The sequence below is a fragment of the Halobacterium yunchengense genome, from assembly GCF_037031165.1.
Lineage (GTDB): Archaea > Halobacteriota > Halobacteria > Halobacteriales > Halobacteriaceae > Halobacterium > Halobacterium yunchengense.
Window position 1 is genome coordinate 694086 of the sequence record NZ_JAYEZL010000001.1, and the last position, 18136, is coordinate 712221.

At 72.7% G+C, this 18136-nt stretch carries 24 protein-coding genes; 16 read left to right on the top strand and 8 right to left on the bottom strand.

All coding sequences use genetic code 11. The annotated features are described in order from the left end of the window. Positions 1-85 precede the first annotated feature (85 nt). From U5911_RS03495 to U5911_RS03505, 3 genes are read left to right on the top strand one after another with little or no spacing between them, the layout of a single operon-like run. Positions 86-586, top strand: a complete 501-nt coding sequence (locus tag U5911_RS03495) for a metallophosphoesterase family protein (protein WP_336035316.1) — start codon at positions 86-88, stop codon at positions 584-586. A gap of 48 nt (positions 587-634) precedes the next feature. Next, on the top strand, positions 635-1396 hold the full coding sequence (locus tag U5911_RS03500; protein ID WP_336035318.1) for a coenzyme F420-0:L-glutamate ligase: 762 nt from the start codon (positions 635-637) through the stop codon (positions 1394-1396). Then, on the top strand, positions 1383-2357 hold the full coding sequence (locus tag U5911_RS03505; RefSeq protein ID WP_336035320.1) for a 5,10-methylenetetrahydromethanopterin reductase: 975 nt from the start codon (positions 1383-1385) through the stop codon (positions 2355-2357). Before U5911_RS03500 ends, U5911_RS03505 begins: the two co-directional genes overlap by 14 nt. Before the next feature lie 54 nt (positions 2358-2411). Here the strand turns inward: U5911_RS03505 and U5911_RS03510 are convergent, their stop codons facing one another. Continuing rightward, a complete protein-coding gene (locus U5911_RS03510; RefSeq protein WP_336035321.1) occupies positions 2412-2621 on the bottom strand; it encodes a DUF8024 family protein in 210 nt (69 codons plus the stop codon). A gap of 72 nt (positions 2622-2693) precedes the next feature. Between U5911_RS03510 and U5911_RS03515 the strand changes: the two genes are divergently transcribed. The 5 genes from U5911_RS03515 to yciH all read left to right on the top strand — a co-directional run bounded on the left by U5911_RS03515 (position 2694) and on the right by yciH (position 7590). Then, the gene (locus U5911_RS03515) at positions 2694-2927 is read left to right on the top strand and encodes a DUF7573 domain-containing protein (RefSeq protein WP_336035322.1); all 234 of its coding nucleotides are present in this window, start codon (positions 2694-2696) and stop codon (positions 2925-2927) included. 90 nt (positions 2928-3017) lie between these two features. Then, positions 3018-4013 (top strand): AAA family ATPase, encoded by a 996-nt coding sequence (locus U5911_RS03520; protein WP_336035323.1) that lies wholly within the window; start codon positions 3018-3020, stop codon positions 4011-4013. A 1-nt stretch (position 4014) separates the two neighbouring features. Beyond that, entirely contained in the window at positions 4015-5046 is a 1032-nt protein-coding gene (locus tag U5911_RS03525; RefSeq protein ID WP_336035325.1) for a DUF58 domain-containing protein, read from the top strand. Further along, complete coding sequence (locus U5911_RS03530; protein WP_336035327.1) at positions 5043-7262, top strand: transglutaminase TgpA family protein; 2220 nt, start codon at positions 5043-5045, stop codon at positions 7260-7262. The genes U5911_RS03525 and U5911_RS03530 overlap by 4 nt, the downstream gene beginning before the upstream one ends. Positions 7263-7296: 34 nt before the next feature. Then, entirely contained in the window at positions 7297-7590 is a 294-nt protein-coding gene (yciH, locus tag U5911_RS03535) for a stress response translation initiation inhibitor YciH (RefSeq protein ID WP_058980746.1), read from the top strand. A gap of 141 nt (positions 7591-7731) precedes the next feature. Here yciH and U5911_RS03540 read toward each other — a convergent pair whose 3' ends face one another. Together U5911_RS03540 and U5911_RS03545 are read right to left on the bottom strand one after the other, a co-directional pair. Further along, positions 7732-8103: a rhodanese-like domain-containing protein gene (locus U5911_RS03540; RefSeq protein ID WP_336035330.1), complete on the bottom strand. Its 372-nt coding sequence runs from the start codon at positions 8101-8103 to the stop codon at positions 7732-7734. A 245-nt stretch (positions 8104-8348) separates the two neighbouring features. Further along, a complete protein-coding gene (locus U5911_RS03545; protein ID WP_336035331.1) occupies positions 8349-8927 on the bottom strand; it encodes an NUDIX hydrolase in 579 nt (192 codons plus the stop codon). A 96-nt stretch (positions 8928-9023) separates the two neighbouring features. On the opposite strand from U5911_RS03545, the gene U5911_RS03550 reads away from it, so the two are divergent. Continuing rightward, the gene (locus U5911_RS03550) at positions 9024-9455 is read left to right on the top strand and encodes a metal-dependent transcriptional regulator (RefSeq protein ID WP_336035333.1); all 432 of its coding nucleotides are present in this window, start codon (positions 9024-9026) and stop codon (positions 9453-9455) included. 138 nt (positions 9456-9593) lie between these two features. Next, positions 9594-9995 (top strand): carboxymuconolactone decarboxylase family protein, encoded by a 402-nt coding sequence (locus U5911_RS03555; RefSeq protein WP_336035334.1) that lies wholly within the window; start codon positions 9594-9596, stop codon positions 9993-9995. 99 nt (positions 9996-10094) lie between these two features. Here the strand turns inward: U5911_RS03555 and U5911_RS03560 are convergent, their stop codons facing one another. The 4 genes from U5911_RS03560 to U5911_RS03575 all read right to left on the bottom strand — a co-directional run bounded on the left by U5911_RS03560 (position 10095) and on the right by U5911_RS03575 (position 13683). Further along, positions 10095-10514, bottom strand: coding sequence for a DUF5809 family protein (locus U5911_RS03560; RefSeq protein WP_336035336.1), 420 nt, complete (start codon positions 10512-10514; stop codon positions 10095-10097). A 24-nt stretch (positions 10515-10538) separates the two neighbouring features. Next, on the bottom strand, positions 10539-11015 hold the full coding sequence (locus tag U5911_RS03565; protein ID WP_336035338.1) for a DUF5810 domain-containing protein: 477 nt from the start codon (positions 11013-11015) through the stop codon (positions 10539-10541). Between the two features lie 22 nt (positions 11016-11037). Further along, complete coding sequence (locus U5911_RS03570) at positions 11038-11541, bottom strand: GNAT family N-acetyltransferase (RefSeq protein WP_336035340.1); 504 nt, start codon at positions 11539-11541, stop codon at positions 11038-11040. A gap of 153 nt (positions 11542-11694) precedes the next feature. Then, on the bottom strand, positions 11695-13683 hold the full coding sequence (locus tag U5911_RS03575) for an aconitate hydratase (protein ID WP_336035342.1): 1989 nt from the start codon (positions 13681-13683) through the stop codon (positions 11695-11697). A 190-nt stretch (positions 13684-13873) separates the two neighbouring features. On the opposite strand from U5911_RS03575, the gene U5911_RS03580 reads away from it, so the two are divergent. From U5911_RS03580 to corA, 3 genes are read left to right on the top strand one after another with little or no spacing between them, the layout of a single operon-like run. Then, on the top strand, positions 13874-14365 hold the full coding sequence (locus U5911_RS03580) for a deoxyuridine 5'-triphosphate nucleotidohydrolase (RefSeq protein ID WP_336035344.1): 492 nt from the start codon (positions 13874-13876) through the stop codon (positions 14363-14365). A gap of 58 nt (positions 14366-14423) precedes the next feature. Further along, positions 14424-14594, top strand: a complete 171-nt coding sequence (locus U5911_RS03585; RefSeq protein ID WP_336035346.1) for a hypothetical protein — start codon at positions 14424-14426, stop codon at positions 14592-14594. Then, complete coding sequence (gene corA / locus U5911_RS03590; protein ID WP_336035347.1) at positions 14591-15577, top strand: magnesium/cobalt transporter CorA; 987 nt, start codon at positions 14591-14593, stop codon at positions 15575-15577. The genes U5911_RS03585 and corA overlap by 4 nt, the downstream gene beginning before the upstream one ends. 37 nt (positions 15578-15614) lie before the next feature. Here corA and U5911_RS03595 read toward each other — a convergent pair whose 3' ends face one another. Further along, positions 15615-16154 (bottom strand): DUF7504 family protein, encoded by a 540-nt coding sequence (locus U5911_RS03595; protein WP_336035349.1) that lies wholly within the window; start codon positions 16152-16154, stop codon positions 15615-15617. Positions 16155-16345: 191 nt separating this feature from the next. On the opposite strand from U5911_RS03595, the gene U5911_RS03600 reads away from it, so the two are divergent. The 3 genes from U5911_RS03600 to U5911_RS03610 all read left to right on the top strand — a co-directional run bounded on the left by U5911_RS03600 (position 16346) and on the right by U5911_RS03610 (position 18112). Continuing rightward, positions 16346-17092 (top strand): DUF502 domain-containing protein, encoded by a 747-nt coding sequence (locus U5911_RS03600; RefSeq protein ID WP_336035351.1) that lies wholly within the window; start codon positions 16346-16348, stop codon positions 17090-17092. Positions 17093-17219: 127 nt separating this feature from the next. Then, positions 17220-17636 (top strand): DUF7522 family protein, encoded by a 417-nt coding sequence (locus U5911_RS03605; RefSeq protein WP_336035353.1) that lies wholly within the window; start codon positions 17220-17222, stop codon positions 17634-17636. 152 nt (positions 17637-17788) lie between these two features. Continuing rightward, positions 17789-18112, top strand: coding sequence for a DsrE family protein (locus U5911_RS03610; protein WP_336035354.1), 324 nt, complete (start codon positions 17789-17791; stop codon positions 18110-18112). Positions 18113-18136 lie beyond the last annotated feature (24 nt).

An 18136-nucleotide genomic window follows, 5' to 3' on the forward strand; every position in this document is an offset into this window, starting at 1 on the left:
GAGGGGGATAGACGGCCAGCGGTTTCAAGCCACGCGGAACCGTCGCGCCGCGAACTATTTTGTCCGGGGCGCCGAACCCAGTGGTATGCGACGCGTTGCGCTCGTCAGTGACACGCACATCCCGTCGCGGGCGTCCGAGCTCCCGGCGTTCGTCGAACAGGAACTGGAGGACGCCGACGTCGTGGTGCACGCCGGCGACTTCGACAGCGCGGACGCGTACGACCGCGTGGCCTCGCTGGCGGACGGCGAGTTCGTCGCCGTGCGCGGGAACATGGACCCCCGGGACCTCGGGCTGCCGCCGGTGGAGACGCTGTGGGTGGGCGACCGGCAGTTCGTGGTGGTGCACGGCACCGGCTCCCTCGACGGGTACGAGCAGCGAGTGCTGGAGACGGTCCGGGAGGAGCGCGACGATCCGGACGCCGTCGGCGTGTCCGGGCACACGCACGCGGTGCGCGACGAGGTCGTCGACGGCGTGCGACTGCTGAACCCGGGGAGCGCGACCGGCGCGTCGCCCGCGGACGAGGCGACGATGATGACGGTGGACGTCGCCGACGGCGACGTCGAGGTGGCCGTGGTCCGCGAGTAGGGTGTCCGGTACCGCCGGGGCTTTGAGGGGTGGCGCCGAAGCCGACGTATGCACGCGTTCGCGGTACCGGACGTGCCGGAGGTGCGGGCGGGCGACGACCTCGCCGGGCTCGTCGCGGAGCGCGTCGACCTCGCGGACGGCGACGTGGTCTGCGTCGCCAGCACCGTGGTATCGAAGGCGGAGGGGCGGACGGCGTCGCTGTCCGACTTCCCGGCGGGGCCGCGCGCCCGGGAGCTCGCGGCCCGGTTGAGCGAGCTCACGGGCGAACAGAAGGACCCGCGGTTCGCGCAGGCCGTCCTCGAGGAGTCGACGGAGGTCCTGATGGCGGCGCCGTTCCTGTTGACGGCGACGCGGTTCGGCCACGTCGGCGTGAACGCCGGCATCGACCGGTCGAACACGGGCGGCGCCGACCTGCTGTTGCTCCCCGAGGACCCGGGGGCGAGCGCCGAGCGCATCCGCGAGGGCCTGGACGCGGACGTCGCGGTGGTGGTGACGGACACCTCGGGCCGGCCGTTCCGGCACGGCCAGCGCGGCGTGGCGCTGGGCTGGGCGGGGATGCCGGCGTCCCGTGACTGGCGCGGGGAGACCGACCGCGACGGCCACGAGCTCTCGGTGACCGTCGAGAGCGTCGTGGACGAGCTCGCGGCGGCGGCGAACCTGGTGTCCGGCGAGGGCGACGGCGGGACGCCGGTCGTCGTGGTCCGGGAGTTCGCGTTCGGCGACCACGACGGCAGCGACCGGCTGTACCGTGACGTGGGGACGGACTTCGTGCGGCAGGCGCTCAGGGGGTGGGAGTATGCGGGGCGTTGAGCTGACGCCCGAGGTCCCGGTCGAGGAGGTGGCGTCGCTGGCGGCGGACGCGGAGGCCGCTGGCTTCGACGCGGTGTTCGCGTCCTGTCACTACAACAACCGCGACCCGTTCGTGGCGCTGGACCGGGTGGCGGCGGCCACCTCGGAGGTCTCGCTGGGGCCGGGCGTGGCGAACCCCTACGACACGCACCCGGTGAAGCTGGCGTCCCAGGTCGGGACGCTGGACGAGGTGAGCGGCGGCCGCGCGGTGCTCGGCCTCGGGGCGGGGGACGCGTCGACGCTGCGGAACCTCGGCGTGGACCGCGACCGGCCGCTGCGGCGCGTCCTGGAGGCGATGAAGGTCGCCCAGGGCCTCTGGGACGGGGAGCGCGTCGACCACGACGGGACGTTCGTCGCTCGCGACGCGGGCCTGAACTACGACGTCGGCGACGTCCCCGTGTACGTGGGCGCCCAGGGCCCGCACATGCTGCGGATGGCGGGCAAGCACGCGGACGGCGTGCTGGTGAACGCGAGCCACGAGCGCGACCTCTCGTGGGCGGCCGACCGCGTCGCGGAGGGCGTCGAGGACCGCGTCGTCGACGGCGACGTGGACGTGGCGGCGTTCGCGTCGGTGTCGGTCGCCGAGGACGCGGCGGCGGCCCGGGAGGCGGCGCGGCCGCCGGTGGCGTTCATCGCGGCGGGCGCGGCGCCGCCCGTCCTGGACCGCCACGGCATCGACCGCGACATCGCCGCGGAGATCGGCGAGCGAATCGAGGCGGGCGAGTTCTCGGCGGCGTTCGACGCCGTGTCCGACCGGATGCTGGACGCGTTCTGCGTCGCCGGCGACCCGGGGGACGTCGCCGAGCGGCTGGCGGCGGTCGGCGAGCACGTCGACAGCGTGGTGGCGGCGTCGCCGCTGGGCCCGGACCGGGCGGCGGCAGTCGGGTTGCTCGCCGACGCGTTCGACCGCGCTGGCGTCTGAGGAGGACCGCGAGACGGCGGCCTGCTGGCGGGACGGTACTGGCGGGACGGCGGCCTACTGGCGGACGCGGCGCTGGCGTTCGGTCGCGGTGTCGGGGACGAGCGCCTCGAGGAGCGCGCCGAGCGCGAGCACGCCGAACCCGCCGGCGCTGACGGTCACGAGCAGGCCGCCGATCGCGACGAGCACCGCGGAGAGGGGGTCGGTGCTGGCAGCCGTCAGGAGGTGTTGGGCCATCTCGACCGGGTTCTCGAGTATCCAGACCATGTGAGTCGGTGCGGTGGCCGGCGCCTTGAGTCCTCCGGGACGGTTATGTCGGTGGCGACCCAAGGCCGGCGCGTGCCAGAGGAGGCGACGCTGGACGCGTTCGTCGACGACGGGGACGAGGAGTCCACTGAGCCGTCCGGCCGCGAAGCGAGCGCCGGCGGCGACTCGCCGGCGACGGCCGAGCCGGCCGCGGTGACGAGTTCGTGGGAGGAGGGCGGGGCGTGTCCGGCCTGCGGCGAACCGGCGGGTCGCCTGTGGGTCGCGGACGGCCAGCGGTGCTGTACGGCCTGCAGATCGTGGGACTGAACCGGCGAGCGAGTGTGTGACCGGTAAACATACAAGTATCTGCTCCCCTACCACTCCACAGCCGACGACTCCCGGATGGTTCCCCTCACTATGACAGATGCACACGACACACGCGCGGTCGCCGACCGGCGAACGGACCCCCAGACCGCTCCGCTGCCGGTCGGCGACGCCAGCGACCTCGCCGCCCGCGTCGTCGAGAACATCGAGACGGTCATCGTCGACAAGCGCGACGCCGTCGAGCACGTCCTGACCGCCGTCCTCGGCGGCGGTCACGTCCTCCTCGAGGACGTGCCCGGCGTCGGGAAGACGATGCTCGCGCGGGCGGTCGCGCGGTCGTTCGACGGCGACTTCCAGCGCGTGCAGTTCACGCCCGACCTGCTGCCGACGGACGTCACCGGCGTCAACGTCTTCAACGAGAAGTCCCGGGAGTTCGAGTTCCGGCCCGGGCCGGTGTTCGCGAACGTGTTGCTCGCCGACGAGATCAACCGCGCGCCGCCGAAGACCCAGTCCGCGCTCCTGGAGGCGATGGAGGAACGGCAGGTGACCGCGGACGGCGACACGCGCGCCCTCCCGGACCCGTTCGTGGTCATCGCGACGCAGAACGCCGTCGAGCGCGACCGCACGTACGAGCTGCCGGTCGCGGAGCTCGACCGGTTCATGAAGAAGCTCCACCTCGGCTACCCGGGCCGCGACCAGGAGGTCGACGTCCTCGACCGCGTCGTCGGCGGCCACCCCATCGACGACATCGAGGCCGTCGCGTCCGTCGAGGACCTCCGGCGCGCTCGCGCGGCGACGTCGAACGTGACCGTCGAGCGCCCCGTCAAGGAGTACGTCACCGAGCTCGCGCGGTACACCCGCGACCACGCGGCCCTCGGCGTGAGTCCGCGGGGCTCGATCTCCCTGCTGCGGGCCTCGCAGGGACGGGCCGTCGTGGACGGCCGGGACTACGTGGTGCCCGACGACGTGCAGGCGGAAGCCGAGAGCGTGCTCGCCCACCGCATCCGCGCGGAGGCGGGCGGGACCCTCGGCGGCGAGCCGGCGCGCACGCTCGTGCAGCGGGCGCTGGACACGGTCCGCCCCGAGTAGGATGCCGACGACGCTCACGCGCCGCGGCCGGTTCGTGCTGGCGGCCGCCGTCGTCGGCGTGGTGCTGGGGTACGCGTTCGGCGGCCGGAGCCTGAACGCCGTCGTGGTGCCGGCGGCCGCGCTGCTGGCGACGACGCGGCTGTACGTGCTCTCGTTCCGACCGCCGGACGTCGACCGCGTGACGCCCAGGGAGGGCCACCAGGGCGACTGGCGGACCGTCGAGCTGGCCGTCGAGGCGCCCCGGTCGTACCCCGCGACCGTGCGGGACAAGCTCGGCGCGGGGCTGCGCGGCGACACCGAGCTGCGGGCGGAGACGGACGGCCGCGAGCTGTCCTACGACGTGGAGCTGGCCGGCAGGGGCGTGCACGCCGTCGGGCCGACGGACGTCGAGGCGACCGACCCGTTCGGCCTCTGGACCGTCTCGTTCCGGGTCGGCGAGCCCCAGCGCGTGACGGTGTTCCCGCGCGTCCACGAGCTCGAGGACACGGCCTCGCTGCTGACGGGCTACGTTGGCATCACGGACGAGCGCGAGCAGTTCGCGGGCGTCCGCGAGTACGAGCACGGCGACCCGCTGCGGGACGTCAACTGGAAGGCGTCCGCGAAGCGCCCGGACGGCCTCGCGGTCACTGAGTACGCCGGCGAGGGGGCGAGCGACCGCGTCACCGTCGCCGTCGAGGCGCTCGGGCCGCGCGAGGACTCCGTCGCGGAGGCGGCGGCGAGCGTCGCCGCGCACCTGCTGGACGCGGGCGTCGCGGTCGGCGTCGCGACGCCGAACGGGGTCGTCGACCCGGCGCACGGCGACCCGCACCGGCGGCGGCTGCTGGCGGCGCTGGCGTCCTTCGAGCGCGGGAAGCTCCGGCGGCGGCGCCGCGACGAGGCCGAGATCGTCGTGTACGCCCCGGAGAGCGGCGAGCACGTCTCCGTCACGGTGGACGGCGACGAACACCGGTACGCGGAGTTCGTCGGCCGGAACGCCGGCGAGGCGCAGTCGCCGGACCGGCGCGGCGAGACGCCCCCGGAGGTGATCGCGTGAGCGTCGCCGGCGTCCGGGACGCGGTGGCGTCGCGGGCCGCCGACTGGCGGGTGTCCGGACAGGAGGTCCTGGCGGGCGCGAGCGTCGCCGTCGCGGCGGCGGCGTACCTCGCGGTGCTGTACGACGTCGTCACCGTGGTCGGCGACGGGACGCTGTTCCTCGCGGCTGTCGCGGCCGCCGTCGGCCTCGCCGGCGTGCTGCGTGCGCTCCCCTGGAAGTACGCGGTCGGGCTCGCGGCGGCGTTCCTTGCCGCCGGACTGGCGGGCTACCTGCTGGCGGTGCCGCCGGCGTACTTCGAGGCGATGTCGCCGACGCGCGTCGCCCGGGACACCGTCGCCCTCCTGACGGGGTACTCCGTGCTCCGGATGCCGGCGGCGGGCACGTGGGCGACCGCTGTCGCGCCGGCGCCGACGTTCCTCGCGGCGTACTTCGCGTTCCGCCGGCAGTACGCGCGGGCCGCTGGCGTCGCCGGGGTCGCGCTCGGGTTCTTCGTGCTGACCGGGGACGCGGGCGCGACGACGACGCTGGTGGGCGTGCTCGCGGCGGCGGGCGCGGTCGGGTTCGGGACGCTCGCCGCCCACGACGCGAGCGGCCGGCAGGCCCAGCTGCTGGCGGTCGTGCTGGCGGTGATGGTCGTCGGGTCCGCGACCGTGACGGCGGTGCCGGGCGGCAGTTCCCCGCTCGTGCCGGCGTCGGCGACGACGACCACGGGCAGTCTCGTGAGCGCCGAGGGGTACGTCGGCGTCGGCGGCAGCCTCCGGCTGGACCCCGAGGTGCACTTCGTCGTGGAGTCGAACCGGGAGACGTACTACCGCGCCGCCGTCTACGACCGCTTCACCGGGGACGGCTGGGTGCAGACCGGCGACGTCGGGTCGGCGGAGACGCCGGCGCCGACCGGCGACCGCGTCACCCAGACCGTCACCGCCGAGCGCACGCTGGACGTGCTGCCGTCGGCGGCCGTCCCGCAGTCCGTGCGCGGCGTCGACGCCGACGTGAGCGAGGGCGGCCTGCTGCAGTCCGGGCCGACGCTGTACCCCGGCGACAGCTACGAGGTGGTCGGCCGCGAGCCCGTCGGCGACCCGTCGGCGCTGTCCGAGGTCACCGAGCCGGCGCCCGAGCGCGTCCGGGAGTCGTACCTCCAGGTGCCCTCGAGTACCGACGAGCGGGTCGCCGACCTCGCCGCCGACCTCACCGAGGGCAGGGACTCGAACTACGAGCGGGCGGTCGCCGTCGAGCGCTGGCTGGAGGCGAACAAGGAGTACTCGCTGGACGCGCCGAACGCGGACGGCAACCTCGTCAACGAGTTCGTGCTGGGCGAGACGCCCGGCTACTGCACGTACTACGCGAGCGCGATGGTGACGATGCTGCGGACGCAGGACGTGCCGGCGCGGTACGTCACGGGGTACACGCCCGGCCAGCGCGTCGGCGAGGACGAGTGGGTGGTCCGCGGCCTCGACTCCCACGCGTGGGTAGAGGTGTACGTCGCCGACCACGGCTGGGTGCGGTTCGACCCGACGCCGAGCACGGAGCGCAGCAGCGTCGAGCGGGAGCGCGTCGAGGAGGCCCGGGAGAGCGGCGTCGAGGGCGTCGACGTCGCGGGCAGCGAGAACGGCACGTGGACGCCGACCCAGCCCCAGCTCCCCGCCAACGAGACGGACCGGGAGTTCGACGACGCGGACGGCGTCGAGAACGAGACCGGCGTCGGCGGCGAGGGGTCCGACGTCCGCGTGCCGGCGAACACCGGGCCGGCCGCGCCGAACCAGCCGAACCTCACGGTCAACGAGAACGCCAGCGCGCCCGGTGGTGGGGGCGGCGGGGGCGGACCGCCGCTGCCGCCGGTGTCGACGCTCGCCGTCTGGAGCGTCCTGGCGGTCGGCGCGCTCGCGGGCGCGCGGTACACGGGCGCCGCGGACCGCGCGTACCGCGCGCTCTGGCTGCGGTGGCTGCCGCGCGGCGACCCGCGCGCGGAGGTGGAGGCGGCGTTCGAGCGCGTGGAGTACGTCCTCGAGCGCCGGTACCGCGAGCGCCGCGCCGGCGAGACGGTGCGGGCGTTCGTCGCGGACGTGCGCGCCGGCGAGCGCGCGGCGCGAGCGGCGGCCATCCGCGAGCGCGCCCGGTACGCGGGGGACGTCAGCGCCGACGACGCCGAGGAGGCGAAACGCCTCGCGCGGGCGCTCGCCGCCGAATACAGCCGCCTCCCCGGACCCCGGCGATAGTGTTTAATAGCGGGATTTCGTACCCACACGTGTAATGTCGGAAGTCTGCTCGACGTGCGGGTTGCCCGAGGAACTCTGCGTCTGCGAGGACGTCGCGAAAGAGTCCCAGCAAATCGAAATCCGCATCGACGAGCGCCGCTACGGGAAGGAAGTTACCGTCATCGAAGGATTCGACCCGAACGACGTCGACCTCGACAGCCTGTCGTCGGACCTCAAGTCGAAGTTCGCGTGCGGCGGCACGGTCGAGGACGGCGAGATCGAACTCCAGGGCAACCACTCGGGGCGCGTGGAGGACTTCCTCCGCGACAAGGGCTTCAACGTCGCCTGACCCGTACGTCGACTCGCAGCCTTTCTCTCCGTCACCGCGCTGGCCAGCGCTGCGGTCGCGCCAGCGAGCGGGCCGTCCGCCGGCAGCGTGACTGACGGTCGCCGACTCGCCTTCGAAAAAACGGCCAGTCAGCGACTCGCGTCAGAAGGGCGCGTCCGTCGCGGACTCCGCGTCGGCGTCGCCGTCGGGGTCGTCGCCGGCGACGAGGTCGCCGGTCCAGCCGGTGATGCCGTCGGCGAGGCTCTCGACGCGCGCGTCGTCGGCGAGCCCCTCGTAGGACGCCACGAGGCGGGCGGCCTGCACGCTGGCTTCGCCGTGCGGGCAGACCGTGACGACGCGGCCGGCGTCCGCGAGGCGGTCGACCGACCGTGGGAGCTCGGCGAACGGGACGTTCTCGCTGCCGGGGATGTGGCCGCTGGCGAACGCGGCGGGCGGACGGATGTCGACGACGCGGACGTCCTCGTCGTCGTCGAGCAGCGCCTCGAGTTCCGCCGCGGAGATCTCGCCGTCCATGCACGGCGAGTGGGTCCGCGCGGAGTTACGGCTTGCGGTCGCGTCACCCCCGGACGGCCGTAACGACCAAGGCGCCCCGGGTGTTAACATGTAACATGAACTGGGGGCGAACCCGCGCGCCGAAACGGTACCCGCGCCGGGACGACGAGGAGCGCTTCGACCGCGACCGCAACCTCCCGACGCTGCTCGTCGCCGCCGTCCACCAGTGACGCCGCGCGCCGGCCGACGCTGACAGCCGGTCGCCGCTACAGGTAGCCGTCCGCCCGCGCGAGGAGGAGTCCCTCGATGGTCGCGTCGTTCGCCGGCGGCGCGCGCGCCACCGCCAGCGCGTCCTCGACCGGCACGCGCTCCACGGACAGGAACTCGTTGTCGTCGAGGTCGCGGCCGACCTCGGTCAGCCCCTCCGCGAACACGATTCCCCGCCGGTGCCGGAGCACGCCCGTCGACGTCCAGAACTCCTCCACGAAGTGCACGTCGTCGGCCTCGTAGCCGGTCTCCTCGCGGAGCTCGCGGCGGCCCGCCGCGACGTACGACTCGCGGTCCGGCGACGGCGCCACCTCGCCGTCCCCGGGGTCGCCCGCCCGCTCCTCGACGATGCCGGCCACGAGCTCCAGGCACTGCTCGCGGATGGTCGGCCGGTACTGGTCGACGAAGACGACGTCGCCGTCGTCGACCGCGGCGACGACGACCGCGGGCGGCAGCGCCGCCCAGTAGTAGTCCTTCAGGGAGCCGTCCGGCTGCTCGACGCGGTCGTAGCCGCCCGCGTACCAGCCCGTCTCGTACTCCGTCGCCGACTCGACGACCGGCCAGTCGTGGTCGCTCATGGACGGCCCTACCGGCCCGACCCACATAACGCGTGGCGTCCCCGCTGGCCCGCCGGGAACAGCCTTATCCCTGCGAAAGCCGGAGTGTGCGCCGAGATGAGCGGGGACGACCTCTCGGAGACGGCGGGCCGTTACCTCAGCGCGATCCTGGTCGTGTCCGCGCGGGAGGGCCGGCGAGCGCGCACGGGCGAGCTCGCCGACCGCCTCGGCGTCGACCCCGCGACCGTCACCGAGCGCCTCGCGTCGTTCGCGGACCGCGAGCTCGTCGACTACGAGCGCTACGAGGGCGCGACGCTCACCGACGCGGGCGAGCGCGTGACCCGCGAGCGCATGTGGAAGCGCTGCCTCGTCGAGAACTTCGCGGGCGACGAGCTCGGCCTCGAGGACGTGGACAGCGAGACCGTCGGCGGCGTGCTCTCCGAGGAGACCGCGCTCGCGCTGAAACGCCACATCGACCACCCCTGCACGGGACGGTGCTCGGCGCCGAACGCGGACTTCGAGGAGTGCTGTCCCGACTACCAGGCCTGACGGCCGAACCCGGCACCCAAGTCGGCGCTTCCCGCGCAGCGAGCGGGCCGCATCCGGCCGCCTACTCCCCGCACAGTGACAGCATAGCAAAGGCCGCGCGGGTCGTGTCGGTGTCGTCCCGCGCGAACGGGACACACCATGGCAACCAAACAGACTGCCCGGGAGATCGAGGACACGCTCGGCACCGTACCGGAGTGGATGGAGGCGCTCGCGGCGCCCGCCAGCGACCACAGCTGGGGGATCTTCCGCGACCTCCTGCTCGGGGAGACGGAGCTGTCGCCCCGCGAGAAGGCGCTCGTCGGCGTGAGCGCGGCCGCGGTGATGAAGTGCCCGTACTGCGCGTACTTCCACGCGGAGGAGGCGCGGTTCGCGGGCGTCTCCGAGCCCGAGATCGGCGAGGCGGTGAACGTCGCCGGCGTGACGTCGTACTTCTCGACTGTCCTGCACGGCAACGAGTACGACGAGGACGACTTCGTCAGCGAGACCGGCGAGGTCTTCGAGTACCTCCGCGAGCAAGCGGGGGCTGCGGCGGACGACTGACCAGACGGCCCCGGCGCCAGTCCCTGCCAGGACCACCAACAGTCCCTGCCAGGACCACCAGCAGTCCCCCCCGGCGGAGGCGGTCGACTCGTCGGCCCGTCAGAGCACCGGCTCGTAGAACCGGCTGAACGCGATGCGGCGCAGCGTCGCCACCGCGGCGTCGGGCTCGTTCTGGAACGTCGTCGCGACCAGGGCGTCCGCGAACGGCACGTGGTGCCAGGCCGCGTAGTCGACCGACGGGCTGCCGTTCTCGTAGACGTCGGCGTCCGGGTGGGCGTCCTTCGCCGCCTCGAACTCGTCGGCGTCGCCGACCTCGACCGCGAGCAGGGACGCGAACAGCGCCTCGCGGGCGGTGCCGACGACCGCGGACGTCACGCGGTCGTCGTACTCCGCCTTCGAGAGCTCCATCGCGCGAGCGACCTCCCTGGTCACGGTCTGTGCGGCCGGCCCGACGGCCTCGAAGCGCTCCCGTGCCTCGGCCTCGGTGGCGGGCGCGAGCAGGCCACGCGTCTCTGGCATACGCGACACCGCGGCCCGCACGCCCTACTCGCTTTCGGAGTCGTCGTCCGCCGCCTCGCCGCTCCCGTCGGCGTTCGCCGCGTCGGCGCCCTCGCGGTCGTCGTCCGCGTCGTCCCCCTCGGCGTCCGCGGACTGCCCGCTCGCGGTCACCGACGACGCCTGCATCGCCTCGGTGAGCTCGCGGGCCTCCTCGAGAATCGACGCCGCCTCGCCCGAGAGGTCCGCCCGGCCCGCGCGCTCCATCGCCGGCACGTCGCGGCCGTGGCCGTGGTCGTGGCCGGCGTGCCGCGGCTCGGTGACGGGTTCGGCGTCCGTCTCCGCGGCGTGGTCGGTGAGGTCGGCCGCCAGCGACTCCGGGTCGCGTTCGCCCCAGTCGGGGACGTGCTCGTCGAGGAACGCCTCGTGGTCGCCGCCGCGCACGAGCGCCGTGAACGCGACGTGGTTCGCGAGGTGCTCGCCGTCCGCCGTCTCCGCGCCGCAGACGGGACACTCGTAGCCCATGTCGGAGTCGTGGCGCTACCGCCTAAAACGAGTCACGGTCCTCGAGGTTCGCGACGAGCACGTACGCGTCCTCGCCGTCCGTGTAGTACCGGGGGAGCGTGCGCAGGTACTCGAAGTCGAACTTCTCGTAGAGGCCCAGCGCGGCGTCGTTGCCCGCCCGGACCTCGAGTTTCACGGAGCGAGCGCCCTGGGCGGCCAGCACGGACAGCGACCGCGTCAGCAGCGCCTCGCCGACGCCCCGGCCGCGCGCGGCCGGCCGCACCGCGAGGTCCTTGACGTGGCCGAGCGGCCGCTGGTGGTTCGGGATCGTGTCCGCGACCACGTACCCCGTCACGTGGCCGCCGGCGTCCGCCGCGGCCGCCGGCTCGCTCACCAGGAAGCCCGGCGTGCCGAGCTGGCGTTCGAACGCCGAGTACGGCCACGGCTGGTCGAACACCTCCTTCTCGATGCGGAACACGTCCAGGAGGTCGGCGCGCGTGGCCTGCCGGACGGGCGCTCCGGACGCCGGCGGTGCGACGGTCGTCACACGGTAGCGTACGGCGACCCCGGGTAAATGCGCTACGGCCCCGAGCTGCCGCTGGCCGGCGACCCGGACGGGGCCGCCGCTGGGGCGCGAGCGCGAAAGAAACGGGAGCGGTCGAACGGGACGCGACGCGTCGAACGGGACGCGGCGCGTCGACTAGTCGTCGGCGGGGCTGGCGGCGCCGCTGCCCTCCTCGTGGCGCTGCTTCGTCAGGGAGAGCTTGCCGCCGGCCGCGAGCGTGCGGCGCTCGCGCTCGGAGGCGTCCAGCGTCGCGGTCGCCTCCCAGTCGTCGTTCACGCGGACCGTGAACTCCTCCTGGCCGGACTGGACGGCCTCGGCGACGTCGTCGACGATCTCGACGTCGTCGCCCTGCTCGAGGCGCTCGTAGGTGTCCTCGTCGATGTTCAGCGGGACGATGCCGAAGTTGAAGAGGTTCGCCTTGTGGATGCGGGCGAAGCTCTGGGCGAGGACGGCCTCGACGCCGAGGAACATCGGGCACATCGCCGCGTGCTCGCGGGACGAGCCCTGGCCGTAGTTCTCGCCGGCGACGAGCACGCTGTCGTCGGCGGCCTTCGCGCGCTCCGCGAACGTGTCGTCGATGCGGGAGAGCGTGAACTCCGAGAGCCGCTCGATGTTCGAGCGGAACTTCAGGATGTCCGAGGTCGCCGGGATGATGTGGTCGGTGGTGATGTTGTCGCCCATCTTCAGCAGGGCCTCACCGCCGACGTCGGCCTCCAGGGGGTCCTTCACGGGGACGCTGGAGATGTTCGGGCCCTTGATGAGGTCGTCGTCGATGGCCTCCTCGGGCGTGATGATGTCCGGGTCGTCGGCGCCGTAGCCCTCGGAGTACTTGTCCGCCATCTGGAAGCCGGGGTCCTCGAGGTCGCCGAGTTCGTCGGCGAGGTCGCGGGGGTCGACGATCTCGCCCGTGAGCGCGGCGGCGGCTGCGACCTCCGGCGAGCAGAGATAGACGGAGTCGTCCTCGATGCCGGAGCGGCCCTCGAAGTTCCGGTTGAACGTCCGCAGCGAGACGGAGTCGGAGGCCGGGACGTGGCCGATGCCGATGCAGGCGCCGCAGGTCGCCTCGGAGAAGTTCACGCCGGCCGCCATCATCTCGGCGGTCCAGCCCTCGCGGGCGAGCATCTCGGAGGCCTGCTTGCTGCCGGGCGCGACGATCATCTCGGTGCCGGCGTTGATCTGGCGGCCCTCCAGCATCTTCGCGGCGGGGAGGATGTCCTCGTAGCCGCCGTTCGTGCAGGAGCCGACGATGACCTGCTCGACGTCCTCGCCCGCGACCTCGCGGACGGGCACGACGTTGTCGGGCATCGACGGCTTCGCGATGAGCGGCTCGAGGTCCGAGAGGTCGACGACGATCTCGTCGGCGTACTCGGCGTCCTCGTCGGGGCCGAGGTCGACGAACTCGTCCTCGCGGTCGAACGCCGCGAGCCACTCCCGGGTCTTCTCGTCGGTCGGGAAGATGGAGGACGTGGCGCCGAGCTCGGTGCCCATGTTCGTGATGGTGGTGCGCTCGGGCACCGAGAGCGTCTCCACGCCGGGGCCCGTGTACTCGAGGACCTTGCCGACGCCGCCTTTCACGGACAGCCGGCGCAGGAGCTCGAGGATGACGTCCTTCGCGGTCGCCCACTCGGGGAGCTCGCCCTCGAGGCGGACGTTGACGACCTCCGGCATCTCGACGTAGTAGGGGCCGCCGCCCATCGCGACGGCGATGTCGATGCCGCCGGCGCCGATGGCGAGCTGGCCGAGGCCGCCGGGCGTCGGCGTGTGGCTGTCGGAGCCGAGCAGCGTCTTCCCGGGCGCGGCGAAGTTCTCCTTGTGGACGTTGTGGCAGATGCCGTTGCCGGGGCGAGAGAAGTACGCGCCGTATTTGCCGGCCGCCGAGCGCAGGAAGCGGTGGTCGTCCGTGTTCTTGAAGTCGAACTGGTAGGTCTGGTGGTCGCAGTACTGGGCCGCGAGCTCGGTCTGGACTTCGTCCATCTCGAGGGCCTCGAACTGCAGCCAGACCATCGTCCCAGTGGTGTCCTGGGAGAGCGTCTGGTCGATCTCGATCCCGATCTCCTCACCGGGTTCGAGGTCGCCCTCGACGAGGTGGTCGTCGAGGATTTTCTCCGTGAGCGTCTGTCCCATAGCGTCCGGAAATGGACCTTCTACGATTATAAATCCCGCGTGTTTCAGGACGGGCGCGTTCGCCTAATACACGGTCTAAGACCTAATTTGACGCGTGTGGCCGCGTACCACTGTCGGCCCGTTCCGGCCCGCTCGCCCCGCCGAGCGCGACCGCCGGCGTCCGGGACCGACAGACCATTACCGGTCGACTGTGAGCGTCCACGCGATGTACGCCAGCGGCGCGTTCGTCGCCGACCACGTCGAACCGCTCACGGACGACCAGGTCCAGCCGAACGGCGTCGACCTCACCGTCGCGGCCGTCCTCGAACAGACCGAACCCGGCCGCGTCGGCCGCGACGGCAAGACCGTCGGCGACCGACGGCCCGTCCGGCCCGTCGCCGACGGGGACCGCGAGACGTTCGCGCTGTCGCCGGGCGGCTACGTCCTCCAGTACGCCGAGACCATCTCCATCCCGGAGGGGTACGTCGGGTTCCTCTACCCGCGCTCGACGCTCATGCGGAACTCCTGCATGCTCAACACCGCCGTCTGGGACGCCGGCTACACCGGGAAGGGCGAGGGGCTCCTCGAGGTCCACCACGACGTCGACCTGGAACGCGGCGCCCGGGTCGCCCAGCTCGTGCTCGCGGCCGCCGACCACGACGACACCTACGACGGCAGCTACCAGGGCGAACGCGTCGAGTGACCGCGCCGCGCCCGCGACCGGGGTCGGGTTTTTGGTCTCCGGCCGCGACACCCCCGCCATGAACGCGCTGCGAGCGGTCGGCGCGGTCGCGACCGTCGCCGGCGTCGCGGGGTACGTCGCCGGCGTCCTCGTGGCGTACCCGGGTCGGGCGTTCAGCATCACCGCCGTCGTCGTCGGCGTCACGCTGCTGAGCGTCGCCGCCGGCGAGAACGGGGAGGTGGGGGCGTGACCGTCGACAGCGTCGTCTACACTCCCGACGGCCTCGCCGAGTGGACCGACTACGCGGCCGCCAGGGACGCCGACGGGACGACGTGGACGCGCGTCGTCGACCCCGACGAGGCGGAACTGGACGCCGTCGCGGACGCCTACGGCGTCCACGCCCTGGAGGTCGAGGACGCGCTCGGGGACGTCCGGCCGAAAGTCGAGGAGTTCGACGAGCACACGTTCGTGCTCGTGAAAGACGCGACGCTGCGCCGCGGCGACGTGGCGTTCGCCGAGGAGCTGCGCGTGCTGCAGGCGGCGTTCTTCGTCGGCGACGACTGGCTGCTCACCGTCGAGCCCGAGCGCGTCGACGCGCTCGACGCCGTCTGGGGGCTCGTGCAGCGCGAGGAGCCGCGGCTGGCGTCCCGCGGCCCGGACTTCACCGCGTACCGCTGCATCGACCGCATCGTCGACGACTACTTCGCCATCCTCGACGACATCGAGGACGACATCGAGGCCGTCGAGGACGAGGTGATGGCGGCCGCGACCGCCGGCAGCGACGTCCTCAACCGCATCAACAGCCTCCGCCGGGACCTGCTGTCGGTGCGGCGGCTGCTGTGGCCGACGCGGGACGCCGTCGGCGTGCTCGCGCGCGGCGACCCCGACCACGTCGGCGAGGCCACCGAGAAGTACTACCGGGACGTCTACGACCACCTCGTGCAGCTCGTGGAGCTCGCGGAGACGTACCGCGACCTCACGAGCGGCGCGCGCGACATCTACCTGAACGCGCTGTCGATGTCCACGAACGACGTGATGAAGAAGCTCACCGTCGTCGCCACCATCATCCTGCCGCTGACGTTCGTCGCCGGCGTCTACGGCATGAACTTCTCCGGCAGCCCGTACAACATGCCGGAGCTCGGGTGGACGTACGGCTACCCCGCCGTGATGGCCGGGATGGCGGCGATGGCCGGCGTCCTGCTCGTGTACTTCCGACGCGAGGGCTGGCTGTAGGCGACGCGGCGGACCGGCGCGACGAGGGCGTTCGACCTCAGGCGCCCTCGCGGACGTCGTCGAACAGCGGCGCGAACGTCTGCACGACGTGCGGCGGGTACCTGCTGGCGTCGAAGCCGGCGACGACCCGGGCGTCCATGGACGCCGCCCGGCTCAACAGCGCGTGCAGGAACCGGAACGCCGTCTCCGCGGACACCGCGTCGAGCACCGCGGACGCGTCGTCGACGACGACGTCGGTGCTGCCGGCGCCCTCCCACGCGGCCAGGTAGTCGCAGACGAGCGCGCCGACGGCGGCGACGTCGCCCGCGTCCGCGACGGTCTCGACGACGCCCGTCGTGGACGCGAGCACGTCCGTTCCCCCGCCCGGACTTGACGCCGTGGCCGCCCGGGACTGCTCGCCGACGCTGACGACGGCGACGCGCTCCGGCCCGGCCTGGAACCGGCCGAGCCAGTCTTCGGCTGGCGTGCGGTACGTCACGGCGAGAACGTTCGACGCACTCCCGACGTCGACGTCCCCCCCGTCCGCTCCCGCCCCCGCGACGAGAACGTGCTCCGAACGTGACCCCTCCCCTCCCATGCCTATGGTTCACCCACTCGACCCACCATCATAAGTTTTGACACGTGTACGCGCCCCGTCTGACCGGCCGGTCGCGTCCACGACGACCGGCGGACCCGCCGCCGCGACCGCAGAAGACCACCGCCGCGACCGCACGCCGCGGGGAGTGCGACCACCGCCACGCTTTTCTCCGCAGCGCACGCGTTCGAGGTATGCCGCTGAAGGAGTCACTGAAGAGCAACTTCCTGACCGGAGCCGTGCTGGTCGCGCCGCTGGTGGCGACCCTGGTCATCCTGCGGTTCCTCTCGAACATCCTCGCCGGCCAGCTCCAGCCCATCGTCGAGGGGACGCGGCTGGCGACCTACACGGGGAACAACTACCTCGCCGCGCAGCTGCTCGCGCTCACGGTCATCCTCGTCGTGGTGACTCTCATCGGCGCGGTCGCGAAGCGCCCGTTCGGCCAGCACGTCCTCGGGAAGACGGGACGGCTGGTCGGGTTCGTGCCCGTGTTCCGCACCATCTACGGGAGCGTCAAGCAGATGGCGTCCTCGGTGTCGACGAAGGACTCGGAGTTCGACTCCGCGGTGTACGTCGAGTACGAGCGCGACGGCCTCTACCGGCTCGGGCTCCGGACCGGGGACAGCCCGGGCGGCGTCGAGGAGGTGGCCGGCGAGCCGGCGCGGAACGTCTTCGTGCCGGGCAGCCCGAACCCCACGCAGGGAGCGCTGCTGCTCGTGCCGGAGAGCCGCGTCTACGACGCGGACCTGAGCGTGCGCGCCGCCATCCGCATCCTGATGACGACGGGGATGGCCGACGGCTCCCGCGACGAGGTGCTCGACATCGACGAGAACGAACTCCCCCTCGGCGTGCCGGACGGCGAGTCGGCGACCGCCGTCGACGCCGGCGACGACCGCGAGCGGGACGAGCAGGACGGCACGGGCGGCACAGACAGCCGGTGACCGCCGACAGCAAGGGGATACCGACAGCCAGTCACCACCGACGGCCGGCGACGCCCCCGGCCACCTGTCCGTTCGCTTACCGGTGGCGAAATGTTAATCCAGCCCGACCGGGATGCGAGTAGCACGCATGGGTAGTGACGAGACGACTGGACCGACGTCCCTGGACGCAGCGGCGATGTGTTCGGCGGCCGAGGCGGCGGTGGACGGCACGCTCCGGTCGTTCGTCGAGTTCGACGACCGGGACTTCCGCGTCCTCCACGTCGACGACCTCACGCGCTCGTTCTACGACGACGACGACCACATGCTCGCGCACTTCGAGGAGATCCACGCCTACGTCCACGTCGACTTCACCGAGGCCGACCTCTTCACGTCGGAACTGTTCCCCGCGGCCGACCGCGTCCGCTACCTCGCCACGGGCTTTGACCTCTTCACGCTGGTGCGCGTCTACGTGGGCGACGAGGGCGTCTTCGCCGCGCTCGACCCCGACGAGCCCGTCGAACCCGTCGTCGAGGCCATCGAGGCCGTCCACGACGACGGCGACTGACCGCACGCGGGTCGCGCCCTGGAGCGGCCGCGTCGACGGCGACCCCGTGTCAGCGGCGGCCCGGCCCCACACAGCCGCGGGCGGCGTGGGCCGGTTCCCGGCGACCGGGAGTCGTCCCGGGAACTCTTGTCGCTCCCGAGCGAACGTCCGGTATGCACCTCGGAATCGTCCTGGAGAGCAACGACCCCGAGCGCGTCTGGAACGCGTTCCGGCTCGCGAACACGGCCCTCGACGCGGACCACACCGTCGAGGTCTTCCTGCTCGGCGACGGCGTCGAGGCGCCGGACCTCGACCACGAGAAGTTCAACCCCCACGGCGTGATGGTCCAGTACAGCCGGAAGGGCGGCGAACTCTCCGCGTGCGGGACGTGTCTCGACTCCCGGGACCTCGAGGCCGACGACCTCCGGCCCCGGGGGACGATGGAGGACTACCTGCGCATCGTCGAGGACGCCGAGAAGGTCCTCACCGTCGGGTAGACCGGCGACCTCGAGGGCCGGTGG